Origin of the sequence: Gimesia maris (assembly GCF_008298035.1) — a bacterium.
Lineage (GTDB): Bacteria > Planctomycetota > Planctomycetia > Planctomycetales > Planctomycetaceae > Gimesia > Gimesia maris.
Map to the genome: position 1 here is coordinate 1,222,893 of NZ_CP042910.1, position 17,926 is coordinate 1,240,818.

15 protein-coding genes are annotated in these 17,926 nt (G+C 50.3%); 5 read left to right on the top strand and 10 right to left on the bottom strand.

Going from position 1 to position 17,926, the window contains the following annotated elements; genetic code table 11:
- Positions 1–14 precede the first annotated feature (14 nt).
- The 6 genes from GmarT_RS04685 to GmarT_RS04705 all read right to left on the bottom strand — a co-directional run bounded on the left by GmarT_RS04685 (position 15) and on the right by GmarT_RS04705 (position 4,140).
- On the bottom strand, positions 15–515 hold the full coding sequence (locus tag GmarT_RS04685; RefSeq protein ID WP_002646471.1) for a DUF2243 domain-containing protein: 501 nt from the start codon (positions 513–515) through the stop codon (positions 15–17).
- Positions 508–804, bottom strand: a complete 297-nt coding sequence (locus tag GmarT_RS04690) for a hypothetical protein (RefSeq protein ID WP_149302457.1) — start codon at positions 802–804, stop codon at positions 508–510. The genes GmarT_RS04685 and GmarT_RS04690 overlap by 8 nt, the downstream gene beginning before the upstream one ends.
- Before the next feature lie 414 nt (positions 805–1,218).
- On the bottom strand, positions 1,219–1,668 hold the full coding sequence (locus GmarT_RS04695; RefSeq protein ID WP_002646469.1) for a protein tyrosine phosphatase family protein: 450 nt from the start codon (positions 1,666–1,668) through the stop codon (positions 1,219–1,221).
- A 68-nt stretch (positions 1,669–1,736) separates the two neighbouring features.
- Positions 1,737–2,192: a DUF2892 domain-containing protein gene (locus GmarT_RS04700; RefSeq protein ID WP_002646468.1), complete on the bottom strand. Its 456-nt coding sequence runs from the start codon at positions 2,190–2,192 to the stop codon at positions 1,737–1,739.
- Between the two features lie 547 nt (positions 2,193–2,739).
- Positions 2,740–2,895 carry a hypothetical protein gene (locus GmarT_RS29385; RefSeq protein ID WP_002646467.1) on the bottom strand — a complete coding sequence of 52 codons (156 nt, stop codon included), beginning with the start codon at positions 2,893–2,895 and terminating at the stop codon, positions 2,740–2,742.
- 30 nt (positions 2,896–2,925) lie between these two features.
- Positions 2,926–4,140, bottom strand: coding sequence for a zinc-dependent alcohol dehydrogenase (locus GmarT_RS04705; protein WP_002646466.1), 1,215 nt, complete (start codon positions 4,138–4,140; stop codon positions 2,926–2,928).
- Between the two features lie 1,042 nt (positions 4,141–5,182).
- Between GmarT_RS04705 and GmarT_RS04710 the strand changes: the two genes are divergently transcribed.
- The 3 genes from GmarT_RS04710 to GmarT_RS04720 all read left to right on the top strand — a co-directional run bounded on the left by GmarT_RS04710 (position 5,183) and on the right by GmarT_RS04720 (position 8,827).
- The gene (locus tag GmarT_RS04710) at positions 5,183–5,749 is read left to right on the top strand and encodes an ECF-type sigma factor (RefSeq protein WP_044237834.1); all 567 of its coding nucleotides are present in this window, start codon (positions 5,183–5,185) and stop codon (positions 5,747–5,749) included.
- A 107-nt stretch (positions 5,750–5,856) separates the two neighbouring features.
- Positions 5,857–8,463, top strand: coding sequence for a bifunctional serine/threonine-protein kinase/formylglycine-generating enzyme family protein (locus GmarT_RS04715; RefSeq protein ID WP_052301251.1), 2,607 nt, complete (start codon positions 5,857–5,859; stop codon positions 8,461–8,463).
- A gap of 67 nt (positions 8,464–8,530) precedes the next feature.
- Positions 8,531–8,827 carry a hypothetical protein gene (locus GmarT_RS04720; RefSeq protein WP_002646463.1) on the top strand — a complete coding sequence of 99 codons (297 nt, stop codon included), beginning with the start codon at positions 8,531–8,533 and terminating at the stop codon, positions 8,825–8,827.
- A gap of 225 nt (positions 8,828–9,052) precedes the next feature.
- Here GmarT_RS04720 and GmarT_RS04725 read toward each other — a convergent pair whose 3' ends face one another.
- Positions 9,053–9,976, bottom strand: a complete 924-nt coding sequence (locus GmarT_RS04725) for a hypothetical protein (RefSeq protein WP_002646462.1) — start codon at positions 9,974–9,976, stop codon at positions 9,053–9,055.
- Between the two features lie 1,712 nt (positions 9,977–11,688).
- On the bottom strand, positions 11,689–13,536 hold the full coding sequence (locus tag GmarT_RS04735) for a hypothetical protein (protein WP_149302458.1): 1,848 nt from the start codon (positions 13,534–13,536) through the stop codon (positions 11,689–11,691).
- 573 nt (positions 13,537–14,109) lie between these two features.
- Between GmarT_RS04735 and sppA the strand changes: the two genes are divergently transcribed.
- Positions 14,110–15,141, top strand: a complete 1,032-nt coding sequence (gene sppA, locus GmarT_RS04740) for a signal peptide peptidase SppA (RefSeq protein WP_002646457.1) — start codon at positions 14,110–14,112, stop codon at positions 15,139–15,141.
- 44 nt (positions 15,142–15,185) lie between these two features.
- Positions 15,186–16,016 carry a tetratricopeptide repeat protein gene (locus GmarT_RS04745; RefSeq protein WP_002646456.1) on the top strand — a complete coding sequence of 277 codons (831 nt, stop codon included), beginning with the start codon at positions 15,186–15,188 and terminating at the stop codon, positions 16,014–16,016.
- A gap of 29 nt (positions 16,017–16,045) precedes the next feature.
- On the opposite strand, the gene GmarT_RS04750 is transcribed toward GmarT_RS04745, so the two are convergent.
- Both GmarT_RS04750 and GmarT_RS04755 read right to left on the bottom strand, forming a co-directional pair.
- Positions 16,046–16,984, bottom strand: coding sequence for an alpha/beta hydrolase (locus GmarT_RS04750; protein WP_002646455.1), 939 nt, complete (start codon positions 16,982–16,984; stop codon positions 16,046–16,048).
- A 28-nt stretch (positions 16,985–17,012) separates the two neighbouring features.
- Positions 17,013–17,690 (bottom strand): hypothetical protein, encoded by a 678-nt coding sequence (locus GmarT_RS04755; protein ID WP_002646454.1) that lies wholly within the window; start codon positions 17,688–17,690, stop codon positions 17,013–17,015.
- Between the last annotated feature and the right edge of the window lie 236 nt (positions 17,691–17,926).

Below are 17,926 nucleotides of genomic sequence, written 5' to 3' on the forward strand. Positions count from 1 at the left end.
CAGAATCCCCCCTTTTATGTCTCCCCTTTTTTATAACCATTATCAAAATGAATCAGGTACCACCCCACCAGGATTAGTCCCATACCGGCTCCCAGAAATGCAAGGTCCCAAATCAGGTGATTGCTGGTTTCAGTGACATGGTGTATATGGAGAATATGATGATCGATCACCCCTTCGACCAGATTAAACAGTCCCCATCCGAGACTGAGTGATCCCACAAATGTTCGGGTAGTCAACGGGACGTTCTGTAGACGGACCGCGTGCCATAACAGGGCGATTCCAATCGCAGTCATTACCCATGTGAAGACGTGAAACAGACCATCCCAGAACATATTGATCTCGAGGTGAACAGCAAGCTTTCTTGCCTCTAAATCGCGCACCGGCAATTTCGCAGATAACATGTTATGAAGCTGGAGAAGCTGGTGAAACAGAATTCCGTCCACGAAACCCCCCATGCCGATACCCAGTAATGTACCCGCGGAAATCAACGGACGTCGGTCGAGATGATCAGTCATGTTCTGCTCCTGAAGCTTTCACTAAGGTAGTTCGAGAATCCGGATGCTGGCTGGCATTTTCCTTTGAGTTATTTTTCGAAAACGGTATCCCGGAATTAATCACATAAACGATTGATAATAAAATCGGAACGGGCAACAGAGTCAGTACGGCGTTGAGGATAAAGTCATCATTGAATATCCCAGCGGCGACTTCTTTACCGATTTCCGATTTACAATAGGGGCAGGCTTCAACTGGTGACACAATCACAGTCAGCGCGATGAGTGACGTCAGGATTAAAGATATTCTCATCTCATACCTCCTTGAATTTAGAGTTCGGTATTGCGTGGCATCATGATACTTCGGAGGTTCCGCCGCCTGCCAGGCAGACGTGTCACCCATGCCTCCGTGAATGTGGATGGATTTTTCTATATGGCCATCGTTCCGTTCTTTGTCTGTGTGGACTTCTAAAATAATCAGTTGTTTTTTCGTCTTACTTTTCTGGCCAGCGAGCCTGTTCTCAATGCTGGCCGTCCCCTGCTTATTGACCTGCTTCATTCGCTTGAAACAGGATGGTAAAAACGGTATCCGAACCTGCTCCATGAGCGGAATAGACTTCTGTAATATCGTTGAATTTATTGACAATACAGGATGCGATCGCCAGACCTGGTACTAAGCATTGATGAAAGTGCACAATGTTTGGCCTTTCGTGATTGAGTGTATTGGTTATGGGGCGTGTTGATCTACATAATTCCTGACGAATTGCCGAAGCTCTTCCTGTTCGCATTCGAATCCCATCGCTTCAGCTTTCTGCAGAGTCTCTTCACCTCCCATGCCTTCCTCGACCGCCAGGTGCATCATGACCATTGCCCCGGCTCGCTTACCACTCTTGCAATGAGCGAACACTGGCTTGGGGAGCTGCGGGTATTTCTCTCGAAACTCATCCACCAGCTCCGGTCCCATCGCTTTCATCGATACCGGAATGTGGAGATATTCCATTTCCGCATCGTTCACCTTCTCTTTTTCGGCAGTGGGAGAGAGTGGTTGTTCATCTTCTCCCTCTGTGCGAAAGTTGACAACAGATTTGAATCCCTGCTGGCTGAGTTGATTGATTTCTTCCGCAGAAGGCTGCGGCCCGACTGTCACCTCGTCATTGATTTTCATATTGTCAGCCATGTGTTTCTCCCGGTGATATTTTGGTTAAGAATGTACCGATCATTCATGAATCGAAATGAATTTTGAAATTAACGTCGCATCGTCTGCAGGAGCTGTTCGGATGCAAGTTGTTCCGACCCGTTTTTCAGATGATCGAAATCTCCACGTAATGCTTTCAGCGCATAGCGTTCGTAATCGATTTCAGAAGCCGTTCGAATTCCCAAACGCCGAAAAACGGGTAACGGAGGACACCATCCCTGAACGGCATGCTGCAAAAGAAATGCAGATATGATACCAGGGAAAAGGAACCACTTACGATTAATGGTTGCGCCAAGTGTTAGCCCTGCGAGTGAAAGTGTCGCGGCGTTCGCCTCCAGTGTTCGCTCAATGTCCCATTCACGATTAAGCTCGTTCAGCCGTTGATCAATGGCCTCCCGCCCCGCAGCGGCGAGAATAGCGACTCGTTCTTCCGTTTCACGACGAATTTGTGCGTTTACAGCTTCAGAGGTATGCTGTGGAACACGCTCTACGGTTGAGGGAAGCATGATAAACTCCATTTCTGTAAAATGAGTAAGAAACAGACAAGTCAATTAAAATATCAGGCACGCAATTTATGTGCCGATTTGATTTGGCTTAACTAAGGAGATTTAAGGTGATCAATTTGGTCGATTGGCTGCCAATCTGCTTGCCAATCTGAGTTGAGAGAAACCAAAGGACACCGGCACCGGACTGTGTCCAGTTTTAATTTAGCGTCACCCAGACTATTTAGACCGGGTATATTCGATTGAGAAATGCTATGGTTAAATGTGATGCGCTTTAGTGAGATGAAATGGAAACGAAAACATTGGTATGAAAGCTGGCGATGCAGCTGGGAAGACAAGATCAGCCGGCAGAGCTCAGACTGTGATTCGTCTCACCCAGTAGCGAATCTGATTCTACTTGTGTTTCGAACGAAACCATTATTTTCGTTCAACAGTTCTGAGCCTTCGTTTCTGGAAGCTGGTCCATCATCTGCATCCGAGCTGATAATAAGTCTGGCATTCCAGAGGGATCGATAACTAAAGGGAAGGCTCACACGATGCCTGAAATTGATTATTTTCCGAAACCAATTCTGGGGCCGCCTCCTTCAGATCCAGTCGTGCCATCTCCTTCTGTAGTTTCATCCGGTTGAGGCGGATCAGGGATCTCTCCTGGTTTCTCCTCTGCTTCCATTTCGCGTCGATCATTTTTTTCATCTCGCGGTTTCATGAGAAATCCTTTATCGGTAAAAGAATAAAGTTATCCAGCAGGCAGCAACTCCACTTTCATCCAGCCTGCCTGTCTCTGATCGAAAGATTCATAGGCTTCTATCGCAGAAACAATGGGCGTTTCCTGGGTTAAGACTGTCGAAGGTTCTACCGCGCCACTGTTAACCAGCCGGACTAATTGAGGCAGATAGCGACGATGATTGCAATTCCCCATATTAATGGTCAGGTTTTTATTCATTGCCTGACCGATGGGGAATGATTCTAATTGCGGAGGATACACGCCAATAATGGAAAGCGTTCCCGCTTTTGCTGCCGACTGAACGCTCCACCTTAATGCCTGAGAAGGCGCATCTCCCGGAACCCAGAGATCTCCTTGAGGGTTCTGCTCCTGAATAATCTTACTCTGTTCCTGCTGATATTTTTGCTGTTGTTGTTTTTCATTTTCATCCGCAGTCTCCCGGTGAGGATGCAGCGCATCAACTCCGACCGCATCGATCACACGATCTACGCCGATGCCTCCCGTTAAGTCTTTGATTGTCTCAACAGGATCTTCTTTTTCGAAGTTAATTACTTCAGCACCATGACTACGGGCAATCTCCAGACGAGATTCGACACAATCGACAGCAATGACTCGACCAGCCTGGAATAAGTGCGCACTGATTATGGCAAAGACGCCTACCGGTCCGCATCCAAACACTGCGACAGTATCACCGGGCTTGATTTCAGCCAGATGTGCACCGAAATAACCTGTGGGAAAAATATCGGAAAGCAGAATGGCCTGTTCATCAATGATATTATCTGGCAGGCGGACCAGGCCGACATTTGCAAATGGAATTCGCGCATATTCCGCTTGCAGGCCCTGAATGGGCCCTGTGCCTTGCGGTCCTCCAAAAAATGCAGTTCCGGCATCTTTCCCGTTTGGGTTGGCATTATCGCATTGCGCATAATAACCATCCCGACAATACGCGCACGATCCACATCCAATTGTGGAAGGGATGACAACGCGGTCTCCCGGACTGAAGTTGCGGACGTCGCTCCCCACTTCTTCAATGATGCCCACCCCCTCATGCCCCAGAATGGTTCCTTCCTGCATCCCGGGAAAAGTGCCTCGAATGAAATGCAGATCTGTACCGCAAATCGCGCTCGATGTTAAGCGGACAATGGCATCGGTCGATTCCCTGATTTTTGGCTCTGGTACATTATCAAGTCGAATATCGCCGACTCCGTGAAATACGACTGCCTTCATGGGGATACCTCTTCCTGTGAATGATGAATAGACGCTTTCTGAATTATGATTTTATCTCTGCGATCAAATTTATTTCTTAGAAGATTCTTCACATATGAATCATCTTCATACCGAATCTTGTCTGAAAATGAATGGCTCAAGATACCAATAATTCGCCATGGAAACGTTCAGCAAATCATGTTCCCGGCACGCTTCAAAAGTATGCAGTTCTCCTCCGCAAGGTTGAGGCAATGCGAGCGCGACATTGTGTCATCTGCTTGAAGTGAGGCCAGGCACTAGCCTGTCAATCAGCAATTGGAAAACGTTTTCAGACTGTGAATCGACTGAAATTCATCATTTGTTTCAGAGCGTTAACCCATTCCGATCCTGATCGATTGAAGCATGACATTCTGTCTTAGATCATTATTTATTCAATCTTATTTACGCTCGACCTGCCTGATATCGCATCACTGAAGCCAGGCGGGAAATTTAAATTTAACACGCCAGACAACAGTTTACGAATCGATTTTTATTGCACATCAAATGGAGAAATGCGAATTACAAACAGACTTCCCATTCCATTACATCATTCGACAAGGTCTCCTGCTGACATGTCAGCTCAACTGATCGCAAATGACGCATAATGCGCTCTGATAAACCAGGGAACCAGCTAATCAGTCAAATTCGATGATCCATTGCAAAAGCCACACGTAATCAGCTTTTGCAGTCAGATCACATTCACCTTGTAAAACGCTTTCTCTGCAAGGTTTCCGGCATCTCATTCTGACAGTGAAGAACCTGTCAGAAGAAACATCACAGGGAAACACCTGACAACAATCGGTTGCACCGGAGTCTCGTTGAACAACATAGAAAGCACCCTCCCATGCGATTTCAGGGGAGGATGAATAGAAATCTGCCCACACCTGCGGTTCAGGCAGGAGGCTTGTCACGGCGGTCATAGTATCACGTCAATTCGTGGATTAAAGCACCCTTTTCCATGCCAGATGCTATATTTTCTGACCTCATATTTACATACGTATTTGCAGGCGGTATTTTATGTTGCATGTCTGACGTGACTATGATTTTGTCTCGCATTGAACACGGGAACCCCGAAGCGGCCGAGCAGTTGCTGCCGATCGTCTACGACGAACTGCGCAAATTGGCAGCGGCTAGACTGGCCAATGAGAGGCCGGACCAAACACTACAGGCCACTGGTTTGGTGCATGAAGCTTACATTCGCCTGGTCGATGTAGAGCAAGCTCAACAGTGGGACTCACGCGGCCATTTTTTTGCGGCTGCTGCCGAGGCGATGAGGCGGATTCTGGTCGAATCGGCGCGACGGAAATCACGGGCTCGGCACGGCGGAAAGATTCATCGGGTCGAACTGAATCCAGATCTCATCTCACCCCCCGATCGCTGCGGAGATCTCCTTGCCCTCGATGAGGCACTGCATCGGCTCGAGCTGTTGGATGAACGAAAATCCACGCTGGTCAAGCTGCGCTATTTCGCCGGGCTGTCCATGTCGGAAGCCGCCCAGGCATTGGGGGTATCGCTCGCAACTACTGAGCGCGACTGGCGATATGCGCGAGTCTGGTTGCTGCGTGAACTTAGAGAGGAGCAAGAAAGTTGAGCGGAGAATAGAGGGATTAAAAAAAATGCGAAATCCGTGAGGGGGTTGATCGAAAAATATCGCATTGTAGGTTGAACCCTTTTTCACTCTCTATTGAGGTGCTGACCATGAACGAAGAATCCATCTTTGCAGAAGCGATCGCCATCGATTCAACGGAAGAACGCGACCAGTTTCTTGACTCGGCTTGTGGAGACAATCTCGAATTGCGGCAAGCGGTCCAGAAACTGCTAACGCTGTCAGACAGCGCCGGCAGCTTTCTTGAGCATCCTGTTTTGGAAGGCCCTCCTGATTTCGATGGAGTCAAGCCGATAACCGTTTGCGGAAACAGATTCACGCCCGATGCCGGAAGCGAAGGGGCTCTCGCGGGTATAACCATGAATCAGAACCCACAACACATGAGTAGCGAAGCTCCCCTCAGCTACCTCGAACCGGCGACTCGTGAGGACTCACTTGGCCTGCTGGGCCATTACGAAGTCCTGAATGTCGTTGGTCAGGGAGCCTTCGGCATGGTATTGCGGGCTTTTGACACCAAGCTCGAACGGATCGTTGCGATCAAAGTCCTCGCCCCGGAAATGGCCTCGATGTCGCCAGCTCGTAAGCGGTTCCTGCGCGAGGCCCGCACGTCAGCCCGGATTCGACACGAAAACGTCGTTCGGATTCACTCGGTCGAAGAAGAGCCGATTCCGTACCTCGTCATGGAATTCATTCCTGGCCGGACTCTGCAACAGCAAATTGAAGAACACGGGCCGCTGGATTTGCGCAGCGTGCTGCGGCTGGGCAAACAGATCGCAGAGGGGCTGGCGGCTGCGCATGCTCAGGATTTGATCCATCGCGATATCAAGCCCGGAAACATCCTCCTGGAAGGAGACATGGAGGAACGGGTTAAGATTACCGACTTTGGTCTTGCTAGAACGGTCGACGACGCCAGCATGACTCAGTCGGGGATGATCGCCGGGACGCCAATGTATATGGCTCCCGAGCAGGCCAATGGTCAGAATCTTGACCAGCGAGCTGACCTGTTTAGCCTCGGCAGCGTGCTGTACCAGATGGTCAGCGGTCGTCCACCATTCCGCGCGCCGACGACGATTGCGGTGCTCAAACGCGTGACTGAGGAGACGCCGCGTTCGATTCTGGAGATCATTCCCGAAACGCCATCCTGGATGTGTGAGTTGATTGGTCATCTGCATGCTAAAAATCCTGCTGAACGCTTCAGCTCGGCTCGAGAAGTGAGCGAATTACTCGAGCGGTGTGCCGACGATCTGCAGGCTGGCCGCATTCCAGAGATTCCTGATCCGTCAAAAACTGCCACAGAGACTCCCGTTGACGTCTCAGCAACCCGGCCGGGCCGCAGAAAAGTAATAGGGCAAAGTCCGCTGGTGAAAATCGCCGCAGCCGTGGTAATCATCCTCGGCCTGGCGGGCTTCACCGAAGCAACAGGCGTGACAAAGCTCGCCTCGACCGTGATCCGACTGACGACAGGTTCCGGTACACTGGTGATCGAAACTGACGATTCCGACGTGAAGGTTGCAATCAATGGCGAGGAGGTCACCATTACCGGAGGTGGTGTTGAGGAATTGACCCTTCGTCCCGGAGAGTACGAAGTCTCTGCTCTTAAAGACGGCAAGCCGGTCAACCAGGAACTGGTGTCGATCACCCGCAATGGTCGAACGGTGGTGCGGATGAGTCTGGAACCAAACGTAATAATCGGCAATTCGTCAGGGACCCGATCAGCTACTGACTGGCACGGTTGGCCCGCCGACGCTCCGAAGCCCGCACGTATACCGTTCGATGACAAGCAGGCGAAGTCTCATCAGAAAGCGTGGGCAAAATATTTCAGCGTGCCGGTGGAGTACGAGAACAAAATCGGCATGAAGTTCTGCCTCATCCCCGCTGGCGAGTTTGTGATGGGGAGCAGCGAGGAGGAGATTCAAAAGTTCTTGACGGAGGCCAGGGCGAAGAAAATGCCTGATTGGTTCATGGAGAAGATTCCCACCGAGGGACCGCAACACAAAGTTACGCTGACGACTCCTTTCAGTATGGGCATTCACCCTGTCACCCGAGGACAGTTTCGTCAATTCGTCGAAGCCACAGGCTACAAGACGGATGCGGAAGAGGACGGCAAGGGGGGCTACGGCAGAAGAGATGGGAAATGGATTCAATCTCCCGAATTCCTGTGGAACACGAACCTTGGATTTGACACCGGGCAGAGCGACTCTCATCCGGTTGTCAACGTTTCATGGAATGATGCGATGGCTTTCTGCAAATGGTTAAGCAGTGAAGCCAAAGGGACCTACCGACTGCCTACGGAAGCCGAGTGGGAGTTTGCGTGTCGTGCCGGGAATCCAGGTTGGTTCTGTTTTGGAGATGATCAGTCCAGGCTGGCTGACTATGCGTGGTATGGAGGCATGGGTGGTATCGGCACGAAGCCGGTCGGACAGAAGGCGAAGAATGCCTTTGGAATGTTCGATATCCACGGAAATGTTTGGGAATGGTGCGATGATGGATTTGCCCTCTACGATGCTGCAAATGTGATTGATCCAGTTGGAATGAACAGATTTCAACTCCGTGTGGCGCGTGGCGGGGCATTCAGTACTCAGCCATCAGCCGTTCGCTCCGCCCGGCGTTCCGATGGCACTCCCACGACTCGCTACTACGCTAACGGGTTTCGCGTACTGTTGGTTCCTGAGTCCTCCAGTCAACCCCGCGATGAATAACTGGAGCGCGTCACATCTGCCGTTAAGGACTGGGTCAACCTGCAACGAACAATATAAGGAAATACAAATGAAACGGTTATTTGCCTGCTTCGCAGTTCTCACAATCGCGACTGCTTCGATCGCCTGTTCACTGGCAGCCGAACCGAAGGCCAAACCAGAGTCGCCGCCTCAGGTTTATAAAGTTTTTCCTCGATTGGAAATCGATAAACTTGACTGTGTCCAGTTTTACTGTAGCGTCTCCAAGGCCATTTGGATCGAGTATAATAGATCGGGAGACGCGATGGTTAAATGTGATGCGCTCCAGGTCTTGACGGTAAATTATCTCCGAACCAGTCCTACGAGCCATCACTTCAGCGTGGTTTGAATATTCTCGCTACCCAGGGATGGGAGTTGATTGCCGGGGACGGATGCGGACGTTCAACGGAGACGGCGATGCCTCAAACAACATTTATCCAATAAATACCTTCCGCAAAATTGCCAATGAATGACAGATAACCATGTCGTGAATGCGAAACCAAGCTCTACACTTCAACCCCGAATAGAAAAATTTGTGCAGAATCCGAAAAACATCCGGCAGTTGATACTCGTTTCATTTTTCACCGGTCTGTTTCTCCGCTGGGAACTGTTTCATTATTTCCGCGGCGGATTTCTTTGTGGCTTGCCAGTTGCCGGTTTCGTCGGGGATGGCTTTGACGATGACGGTGAAGTCGAGTGTCTCGCCTTTTTTGAAGGACTGGCCGTTGTTGTGGCGGAGGTAGTATTTGTGGTAACGGTCGAGGTCCCAGATCATGCTGGCGCTCTGGTTGCCGGCGATCACGCGGGGTGTGTAACAGAGCGAACTGAGCTGCTGTTCCGGATTGTATTGCGCGACCCAGGTTGTGTTTTTGCTGACCGCCATCTTCCTGGAGTGGGAGAGTGGACCCTCCTCAATAGAGCCATCGGGGAGTTGGGCCATCCATTTTGTGGAGGTGGGCGGGAAGCAGTGCATGAAGTAATAGAGCAGGTCGAGGTCGACGTCTTCCTGAGCCACCATCTGGGTGCGTTCATAAATCTCTGAATTGGTCAGGATGATTTCCGCGCGGACTTTGAATTTCCAGATCGTGGAATCCTTGATGAACTCGATCCGTTTGCCAGTGATGGTCTCGTTGGTCTTTGTGATGGGGGTCTCTTTGCCGTCGACGATCAGTTTGATCTGATGGACGACTTCGCGGCCCCCTTCTTTGTGTCCGGTGCCCCACCACTGTTCGCCTTTGGGGCGTAAGACAGTTCCGTAGTGGCCGTTGTTCAGGCCGAACTCCTGCCCGCGAAACAGCATCTTCTCGATGGTCCAGCCACTGGCGGCGTCGAGGGGGACAGTGTAGTTGTCTGTCTTGAGCGTCAGGTAGCCGGTCTCGGGAACGCCGGCATCGTAGAGCCGCTGTGAAGCGTCGGTGGTTTCCGGATTCGCAGCAGAGACGGGAAATGCCGAAAGAACTGTGATGCTGAGCCAGGCAGCGGAAAGGATGTGATTCATCGTTGTGTTCTGTTTTCTTGTGGTCAAAGTGTGACGGATTTGGGTGTGTGAATACTTGAGTCTCTCTGGGGATATGATAACGGATCGATTGCGCAGTTCGTAGGTTTCAGTGGAAAAATGGTGAAGTGTTCGAACGGTTGTGTATCATGTGTCCGGTCTAAATAACAAGCCGACAGTGGCACCCGGTGTGTGAAGTGTTGCCCTGTATTGTGGGATATCCCTGATCGTTTCCTGTTGTCTGCGACAACCCCGGATTGCATCCGGGGGCACCCTTTCTTTTTATCTCACCTGTTTGGGGTTCGTCAGGTTTTTGCAGTTCGGGACATAACCGGAGCTAACGCTCTGCGGCTAATTGAGTTTCGTGGATGAGACGGACTGGTATTGATTGATTGCGGGAGCTGCGACCTCCTGCTCGCTGCGCTCGGCCCGAATTACATTCGGGCTCACCCACATTTACTTTCGTGTTTTTCGTGGTAGAAAAAAACAAATATCAGGGTTACATCCGGGGTTACCTTTTCTTTTTATATCACCTGTTTGGGGTTCGTTGCGGTTTTGCAGTTCGTGACATAACCGGAGCTAACGCTCTGCGGCTCATTGATTTTTGCTGATGAGACGGACTGGTGTTGATTGAACGCGGGAGCTGCGACCTCCTGCTCGCTGCGCTCGGCCCGAATTTCATTCGGGCTTACCCACATTTACTTTCGTGTCCTTTCGAGTTATTCGTGGTGAAAAAAATAAATTTGAGGGTTTCATCCGGGCTACCTTTTCTTTTTATATCATCTGTTTGGGGTTCGTCAGGTTTTTGCAGTTCGTGACATAACCGGAGCTAACGCTCTTCGGCTATTGGGTTCGCTTTACTTAAGATTACACACTGTATCAGTTTAGTGGTGCGGGATGTTTATCTGCGTGGGGGTGGGGAGATCGGGTAGAATCTGTTGGCAGGTTGGTTGTTAATTAAGAAGTGAATGCTGTTTCTACGGGTTGACACATGGGTCAACCCCTACAATTCAGCTGGTCGTTCGTAATTTATGCTTGAGAATTGATCCGTCAGTTTCCTGCTCGCTGCGCTCGGCCTGGATGTGCATCCGGGCCTACCCGCTTTTTAGGCGGCAGAGGTATTCGAGCACAGTCGGGCAAGCCGACTGTGACACCCGGCAATTCGATAGTTCTACCACGAAAAAAACAAAATGACATGAAAGGATACGGTGATGTCTGGGGTTTGGGGAATCGGGTTTGTTTATTTGTGCGAGGGTTATCTTAGGGAGTGGCGTGGGGGGAGCAAGGGGATTTTTCGAACCTTGTGGCGATACAGGTTGATACCGGGGCGAGCGATTGCGATGTCGAGGCGGTGCCGGGCTGAAGCTTGTCGATGGTGTGGCGACCCGCAGAGTGACATCACGAACGGGTGTGGTTTCAGGCAGTGTAAAACTGGAAAAAACAGGCTTGTTTTTAGTGAAGACATGGAACAAGTGGCTTGTGTTTCAGTGCACTGTAAACTGGTCACGCGCGCGACTCACTTAGACGCTTATTCTGATGGAGGGCAGGGGGGAGTCAAGTCGAAACTTTTCAGTGGTTGTTCGGAGCAGTGGTTGATCGGGTCAGTGGTTGATGGGGTCAGTGGTTGATGGGGCTGCTCAATCAAAAAGAAAGCTCCCGATGATCATAAAGACCATCGGGAGCTTACCAGGAGCAGCAGGAACAAAGCTCACTTTTTATTCAACGCCTACATAGAGAGCAGGAGTTTTCATGAATACATTCATATTCGTTTTACTGCTGAACAGATACAGGCGACCTTTGTACCAGGACGCGAAGTCCAGCGTACCTTCCTGGTCATCCTGCTTGTCAACCAGCGTTACGATATCACTTCCGCCTGCAGCCGGTGCGTATTTGGCTGGCTCGCGGTCAAACTTCAATTTGTTTTCCAGTGAGGCAAACTGATAGTTCATCGATTTGTAGGAAGAACTGAATTCCGGTCGGGCGTCTACCAGGAGTCGACTGTCTCGCAGTGCGACCGGACAGAAGCCTTTCAGGCCTTTGATATTTCCCCGGCTGGCAATCAGAGCCAGTTTCTGGTCAATCGAACTGTCGTGTTCACTCGCGGCAACCTGTTTCTTTGGTGCAGGAGCCGGGGTGTCCAGTTTCGGTTCGGGTTGAGCCTGGAAGGGATTGTCTTCCAGCGGTTTCTCCACGGTTTTTTCTACAATCTTCTCGCTGGGTTGTTCAGCCTTTTCGAGGGGCTGTTCAGCCGGTTTTTCCGTCTCTGCGACTTTTTCGGCAGGCATCTCTGCTTTCTCTGCCGTTTTTTCGACGGGGACTTCAAACGGATTCTCATCCTTAGCCACTTTTTCCGCAGTGGGTTGCGGTTGTGGCTGTGGTTCGAACGGATTGAATTCTTTCGCCGGTTTTTCCTGGGCAAGCTGAGGAGTTTTTTCCTGTGCAGGTTCAGCCGGTTTATCCGCGGTTTTCTTCAAACCTTCTTCTTCCAGAGCCAGTCCGCTGAAGGGAGTGCTCGCCGGTTTATCAGCCACTTTATTCTCAACCGCTTTGGCTTTCCTCAGGCTGTCGGCTTCTTCTTCCGACATTTCAGGAAACAGGTCTTTGAAATCGTCCTCTGGATTGATGACGACCTTTCCGTCTTCGGAGGCAGGCGATTGTTCGACGATTGCGGGTACTTCCACAGACGCATCTTTCGCCAGTTTTTCTGCAGCCATTCGCTGTTCTTCAAGTCGTTCTTCGGCTTCTTCCCGCAGTTCTTCGAGTTCGTCTTCATCCAGTTCTTCCCCCGCCGGCGTCATGGTTCTGGCGACGGACTCTGGAGTGTCGGCTGGTTGTTCCGGGCCTGCTACGATCGAGGGAGCCTCGGGAGCAGGAGCAGGGTCAAACTCTGGCGAAACAGGTTGATTTGCCGGTTCTGTTACCGGTGTTTCAACGGGTGCCTTTTTCGCAATCTGATTCGACTTCGGCAGTTTTTTCGGAGTTTTCTTAGTTTTGGATGGCAGGAATTTTTCATACCATTTCGGCTTCTCTTCAGATTCCTGTGCTACGCTCTGCTGTGGGACCACGATCACGTTCCTGGGGGCAGAGTTCTGCGGTGCTGTCTGCTGAGGAGCCGGTGTGGCTTTGGCAGTTGTCGCTGGTGTCTGCTGGGGAGCGGGAGAGGTATTGACAGTTCCGCGTCCACTGCCGGCATTGCCTGCCGTTTTGGGGAGTGCCTCCATCGACATGGGAGGCATCTGACGGCCATCGCGGCGATACAATGCTTCGAGCTGTCGCTGAATCTCGCTCTGTCCCGGTTTTGCTTCGGGCAGTGGAACAGCAGTTTTGTATTGGGGCGCGGTCGATTGTGCTGCGCTGTTGACGATGATCTGACGTTTCTGTTCCGGTTCGCTGCTCTTTTTCTGGAAGAGTGCTTTGGGGTTCAGAGTAAAACCAGTCTGCTGAATTTGAGCAGGCTGTTGTTCTGTCTGAGGAAAACGAACACGTGGCAGAGTGGTGTTGCGACGTGCTGAATGCATTTCACGTTGAATGGCATTCTTCAATGTACTTTGCGGGTTCCGCACTGTCCTGGTACTTGAACGCGGTATTGAATTGATCTCAACAGAAGTCTCTTCCGCAGAAAGGTAATTCAAATTCGTAAGCACTAAGCCAGAAATTGCGCTAAATAAAATAACGCGAGCGGAGAAGCGAGTTCCTGCTTTCATCTCCTGAAATCTCCTGGTTCCTGAGCCTTGAGTCCTGTTGAAAATAGTTTCACAGCAGTACTCAAAAAAGTTCCCGAATGAATGATTTCCCGAAAGAACGAGAGTTCATTAATCGGTATATTGCTTTCAATTGTCTGGTTCCACATAATCGACACAATCATGCAGAGTAGCCCTGCTGGGAATTCTATCGTCGTTAATCTGCTCCGGTTTTGATGCCTATGTCGATTGTAGAACTAGAATCTGGCGGGATCTTTGTAGTGACCCGAATGACCGTTTTTATCGATAATCTCGCCGCAGGGTCGCCATCGGCTGCAGGTTTGCTATCTTTACATTTATTATCAGGCTGTTCTTCGAACGGTCAGGTCAGCGATTTACTGAAGTATGCCAGCGGTTTCTAGATTCGAAACGGCGAAAATAAAAGGAGTTACAGCGATGCAGGAAGAACAGGCATCAGCAGAGAAGACCGGATCAAAGGTGGGAGAAAGCCGTCTCTCAACACCGCCAACAAGACGGTGGATCACGCGCGGCCTGGTTCTGTTATTGATGCTCTCCGTACTTTTAAACCTGGGGTTTTATGCCTGGTATCAGGAATACTTCACCATCGCAGGCGGTCCCACAGAGCAGTTTGAGACTGGAGATCAGTTTGCCTCTGATAAAATCGCGATCATCTCGATAACGGGCACGATCATGCCGCCGTTTACGGAGCGGATTCTGGAATCGATCAAAACCGCGCATGAAGATAAGCAGGTCAAAGGCATCCTGCTGGAAATTGACAGTCCCGGCGGTCTGGTTGCCGACAGCCATCAGATATACCATCGTCTGGTGGAATTACGTAAAAAGAAACCCATTGTCGTTTCCATGAAACGGATGGCTGCTTCCGGCGGTTATTATGTTGCGATGGGGGCTGGTGAAGAGGGAGTGATCTTTGCAGAGCCGACCACCTGGACCGGTTCGCTGGGTGTGATCATACCCCGTTTTGATTTGAGTGGTCTGGCTGAGAAAGTGGGGGTCGTATCTGACCCTTTGAAAACGGGAGAATTTAAGGATGCCTTGAATCCGTTTCGGGAGATGACCCAACGGGAACGGGATATCTGGGACCATATTCTGGATGAATCGTATCAGCGATTTTTGAATATCATTACCGACAACCGTAAAGATCTTGATTATGAACAGGTAAAGAAGCTGGCCACCGGGCAGATTTATCCGGCGACGGATGCCAGGGAGAACGGGCTGATTGATGAAATTGGCTACCAGGAAGATGCGCTGGCCCGATTACAGGAAATGACAAATCTCAAGAAAGTGCGTGTGATAAGATACCGACATCCTGTTACACTGGCAGATATACTGCTTGGTTCAGCAGAAGCCAGTCAGGTGGAAAATCGAAAGCAGGCGCTGCTGGATTCGACAGTACCGCGCGCCATGTATTTTGCTTCCTGGCTGGGAGAAGTACCCGGTTTGCAATAAGCAATGTTTGAATCCATTGAGATCTAGCAGAAATTCAAGAGCGTATGTTTGCACAAGAAGAACCCGTTTCTCCTCCCCAGGATCCGTTCCTGAATGACCCGACGATGTATGAAGGTCCTTCACCACTCTGGTCATTTCTGGAGAGCGGGTTTGCATTCCTGTACCTGCTGTTCTGGGTCTGGATGCTCGTGGATTGTCTCAGGAAAGATCCGGACCGATTTCTGTGGTTCTGGGTGATCCTGATATTTCAGCCTTTCGGCGCGCTGATCTATTTCTTTCTCCGCTGGCTGCCGACAAATCAGTTTCAACTACCGGAGTTTGCCAGACCTTTGCTGCGGCAGCGTCGATTGAATGAACTGGAGACCGCAGCAATGCAGATTGGCAATGCCTACCAGTTTGTACGCTGGGGAGATGCGTTGAAAGATGCGGGCGTCTTTCAGAAAAGCCTGGCTGCCTACCAGCAGGCATTAGCCAAAGAACCCGACAACCTGCAGGCGCTGTGGGGGGCCGCGCAAATGAAAATGAAGTTCAAAGACTTCCAGGAAGCGCAGTCGCTCTGCCAGAAAGTACTGGCCATCGATGCGGAATATAAGTTCGGCGATGTTTCACTGATGTATTGCAAAACAATCTGCGAACTGGATACACCGGAAAAGGCGCGGGAGCAACTTGTGGTTCATACAAAGCGCTGGCGTCAGCCTGAAGCGTTGTATCTGCTGGCGACTCTGGAAGCAGAAGCAGGCGACCATCAGACCGCCCGGAAGACATTGCAGTCGATGCTGCTGGATATCAATGGCAGTCCCCGGGGAATCGCCCGCAAATTTGTTCGCTGGAAAAGCAAAGCGAAACGGCTCTTGAATAAACTTCCCAAAGCATAATGCGCATCGAGTTTTTCAACTAACGTCTGTTACTGCTGACTGGCTTTGCGGAAATTCTCTGCATGGAACTTCATGATTTTCAAACCATCCTTTTCGTAGATTTTGACCGCGTTGTGGGGGACATCGGGGACGATGAGTTTTCCGAACGGAATCTTCAGTGACTTCAGAAAATCCATATACGCAAGATTATTCTGATAGTTAAAGCCTTTCGTGCCGACATGAATCAGAATCGGGAGCTCCGGTTCCGGATGACGGGCGTACTTCCGTGCCAGGTCGTATGTGTTGTCCCCTTTCGCAAATACCAGTCCGGGGCTTTCCTGTCCGTTCTCTTCCGAGATTCGCTTTTCGGTCGAATGACCGGCGCCACCGGGTGCTGCCGAACCGAAGAGTTGCGGATATTTAAACATGATTCTGGTTGTCCCACGCCCCCCTTGTGAAAAGCCTTCAATGCCCCGGCCTTTGCGGTCCGCGATGGTACGATAAGTGGCATCGATATGGGGAATCAATTCTTTCACAAAGACATCTTCCCCCATCGCATTATTTCGGTCGGCCATATTGTAGTGGCTCACAGGGCCGCCGTTGACAAACACATAGATCATCGGTGCCACTTCACCTTCAGAAATATGCTGATGCATCTGCTGTGCCAGACGTACACTTTTAGTTTCACTGCCGGGACGACCGCCGTGCAGGTAGTAGACCACAGGAAAACGTTTTTGTTCGTTTCCCGCTGCTTTGTACTGGGGAGGCAGATAGATGCAGTAGCCTACATCCAGGTTCATGGAAGGGCTGTGAAAGGTGGCATGTTGCACTCCCGGAATTTTCTGTTTGAGTTCATTCACCCACTGGAACGGCGGCTGTTTTTTCTTCGGCTTCTGATTTTGAGCCAACCCGTTGCTGCAAACCACGAGCAGCAAAACTGCGATCGTGACTGTTAAGACTGAATGAAGCTGAGAGCGCAGGAGTTGCATGATTGAATCTCGTTTTTAGAAAGACGTTTTATTTTTCGTAACTGATAGCCATACAGAAGGGAGCCGCTGCGGTTTCAGTTTTGCGACCGATATAATCGATGCTGACCACCTTCTTATCCGGGTGTGGATTCTTCCAGGTTGTCATATAGAGTCGTACCCGGCACTTGTATCGACCGGCGGCTTTGTTGTCGTTTTCCCAGACGACCTTGCTGTCAGAAGGTTCTTTTTCATCTTTGCGGAACCACCAGTCGCGTACATCTTTACCGTAGACGATGGGAATTTCTGCTTTGCTTTTGTCTTCGTAGTGGATCACATATTCTCCCACCCGGGCGCCATCTTGAACATGAGACTTTGAGCCTGGAACGTTGGGGCCCCCTCCGAAAGCAGTTCCCTGAATGAGATACAGCGCTTTTAATTTGTGATTGACTTCGATTTTGGTAACCTTGTCAGGACACTCTTGTTTGTAGAGACTGCCAAGCTGAATGATACCAGTGCCGAGCTCAAACTCGACATTGCCAAAATTATAGGTGCCGGGCGGCAGACTTGGATTGTCGTACTCGGCTAATTTTTTCTGCATTGTTTGTGTGAAATGTCCGGAAAGGTCTACCGGAGTAAATTCATTTTTCTCTGTCTGTTCCTCTTCAGCGTAAGCGACAGAAAACGAGATCGCACAACAGAACAGAGTCAGTAAGAGTCGACGGTTCATAGGCAGGGCTCCCTGGTATTCATCACGATCATTTCCTGCTTCAGAAAACAGTCGATTGTGAAAGCATCGATTTGAGTACTGTATTTCAACGGTAAGATCACCTCATTGCGGAGGCATCTCAAACGGGATTAATTGTATCCAGACGTGCACAGCATGTCTAAGAGAAACAGATTAATTCGTCTTCATACTGATTCCTGGTACGTATCAATCAATGGAAATCGCAGCAAAAGGGAAGC

Bases quoted from the DNA above. Each gene is read 5' to 3' on its own strand.
- GmarT_RS04755 (WP_002646454.1), bottom strand. From the start codon at position 17,690: ATGAACCGTCGACTCTTACTGACTCTGTTCTGTTGTGCGATCTCGTTT.
- GmarT_RS04745 (WP_002646456.1), top strand. From the start codon at position 15,186: ATGTTTGCACAAGAAGAACCCGTTTCTCCTCCCCAGGATCCGTTCCTG.
- GmarT_RS04695 (WP_002646469.1), bottom strand. From the start codon at position 1,668: ATGGCTGACAATATGAAAATCAATGACGAGGTGACAGTCGGGCCGCAG.
- GmarT_RS04710 (WP_044237834.1), top strand. From the start codon at position 5,183: ATGTCTGACGTGACTATGATTTTGTCTCGCATTGAACACGGGAACCCC.
- GmarT_RS04690 (WP_149302457.1), bottom strand. From the start codon at position 804: ATGAGAATATCTTTAATCCTGACGTCACTCATCGCGCTGACTGTGATT.
- GmarT_RS04750 (WP_002646455.1), bottom strand. From the start codon at position 16,984: ATGCAACTCCTGCGCTCTCAGCTTCATTCAGTCTTAACAGTCACGATC.
- GmarT_RS29385 (WP_002646467.1), bottom strand. From the start codon at position 2,895: ATGAAACCGCGAGATGAAAAAAATGATCGACGCGAAATGGAAGCAGAG.
- GmarT_RS04700 (WP_002646468.1), bottom strand. From the start codon at position 2,192: ATGCTTCCCTCAACCGTAGAGCGTGTTCCACAGCATACCTCTGAAGCT.
- GmarT_RS04725 (WP_002646462.1), bottom strand. From the start codon at position 9,976: ATGAATCACATCCTTTCCGCTGCCTGGCTCAGCATCACAGTTCTTTCG.
- GmarT_RS04685 (WP_002646471.1), bottom strand. From the start codon at position 515: ATGACTGATCATCTCGACCGACGTCCGTTGATTTCCGCGGGTACATTA.
- sppA (WP_002646457.1), top strand. From the start codon at position 14,110: ATGCAGGAAGAACAGGCATCAGCAGAGAAGACCGGATCAAAGGTGGGA.
- GmarT_RS04720 (WP_002646463.1), top strand. From the start codon at position 8,531: ATGAAACGGTTATTTGCCTGCTTCGCAGTTCTCACAATCGCGACTGCT.
- GmarT_RS04715 (WP_052301251.1), top strand. From the start codon at position 5,857: ATGAACGAAGAATCCATCTTTGCAGAAGCGATCGCCATCGATTCAACG.
- GmarT_RS04705 (WP_002646466.1), bottom strand. From the start codon at position 4,140: ATGAAGGCAGTCGTATTTCACGGAGTCGGCGATATTCGACTTGATAAT.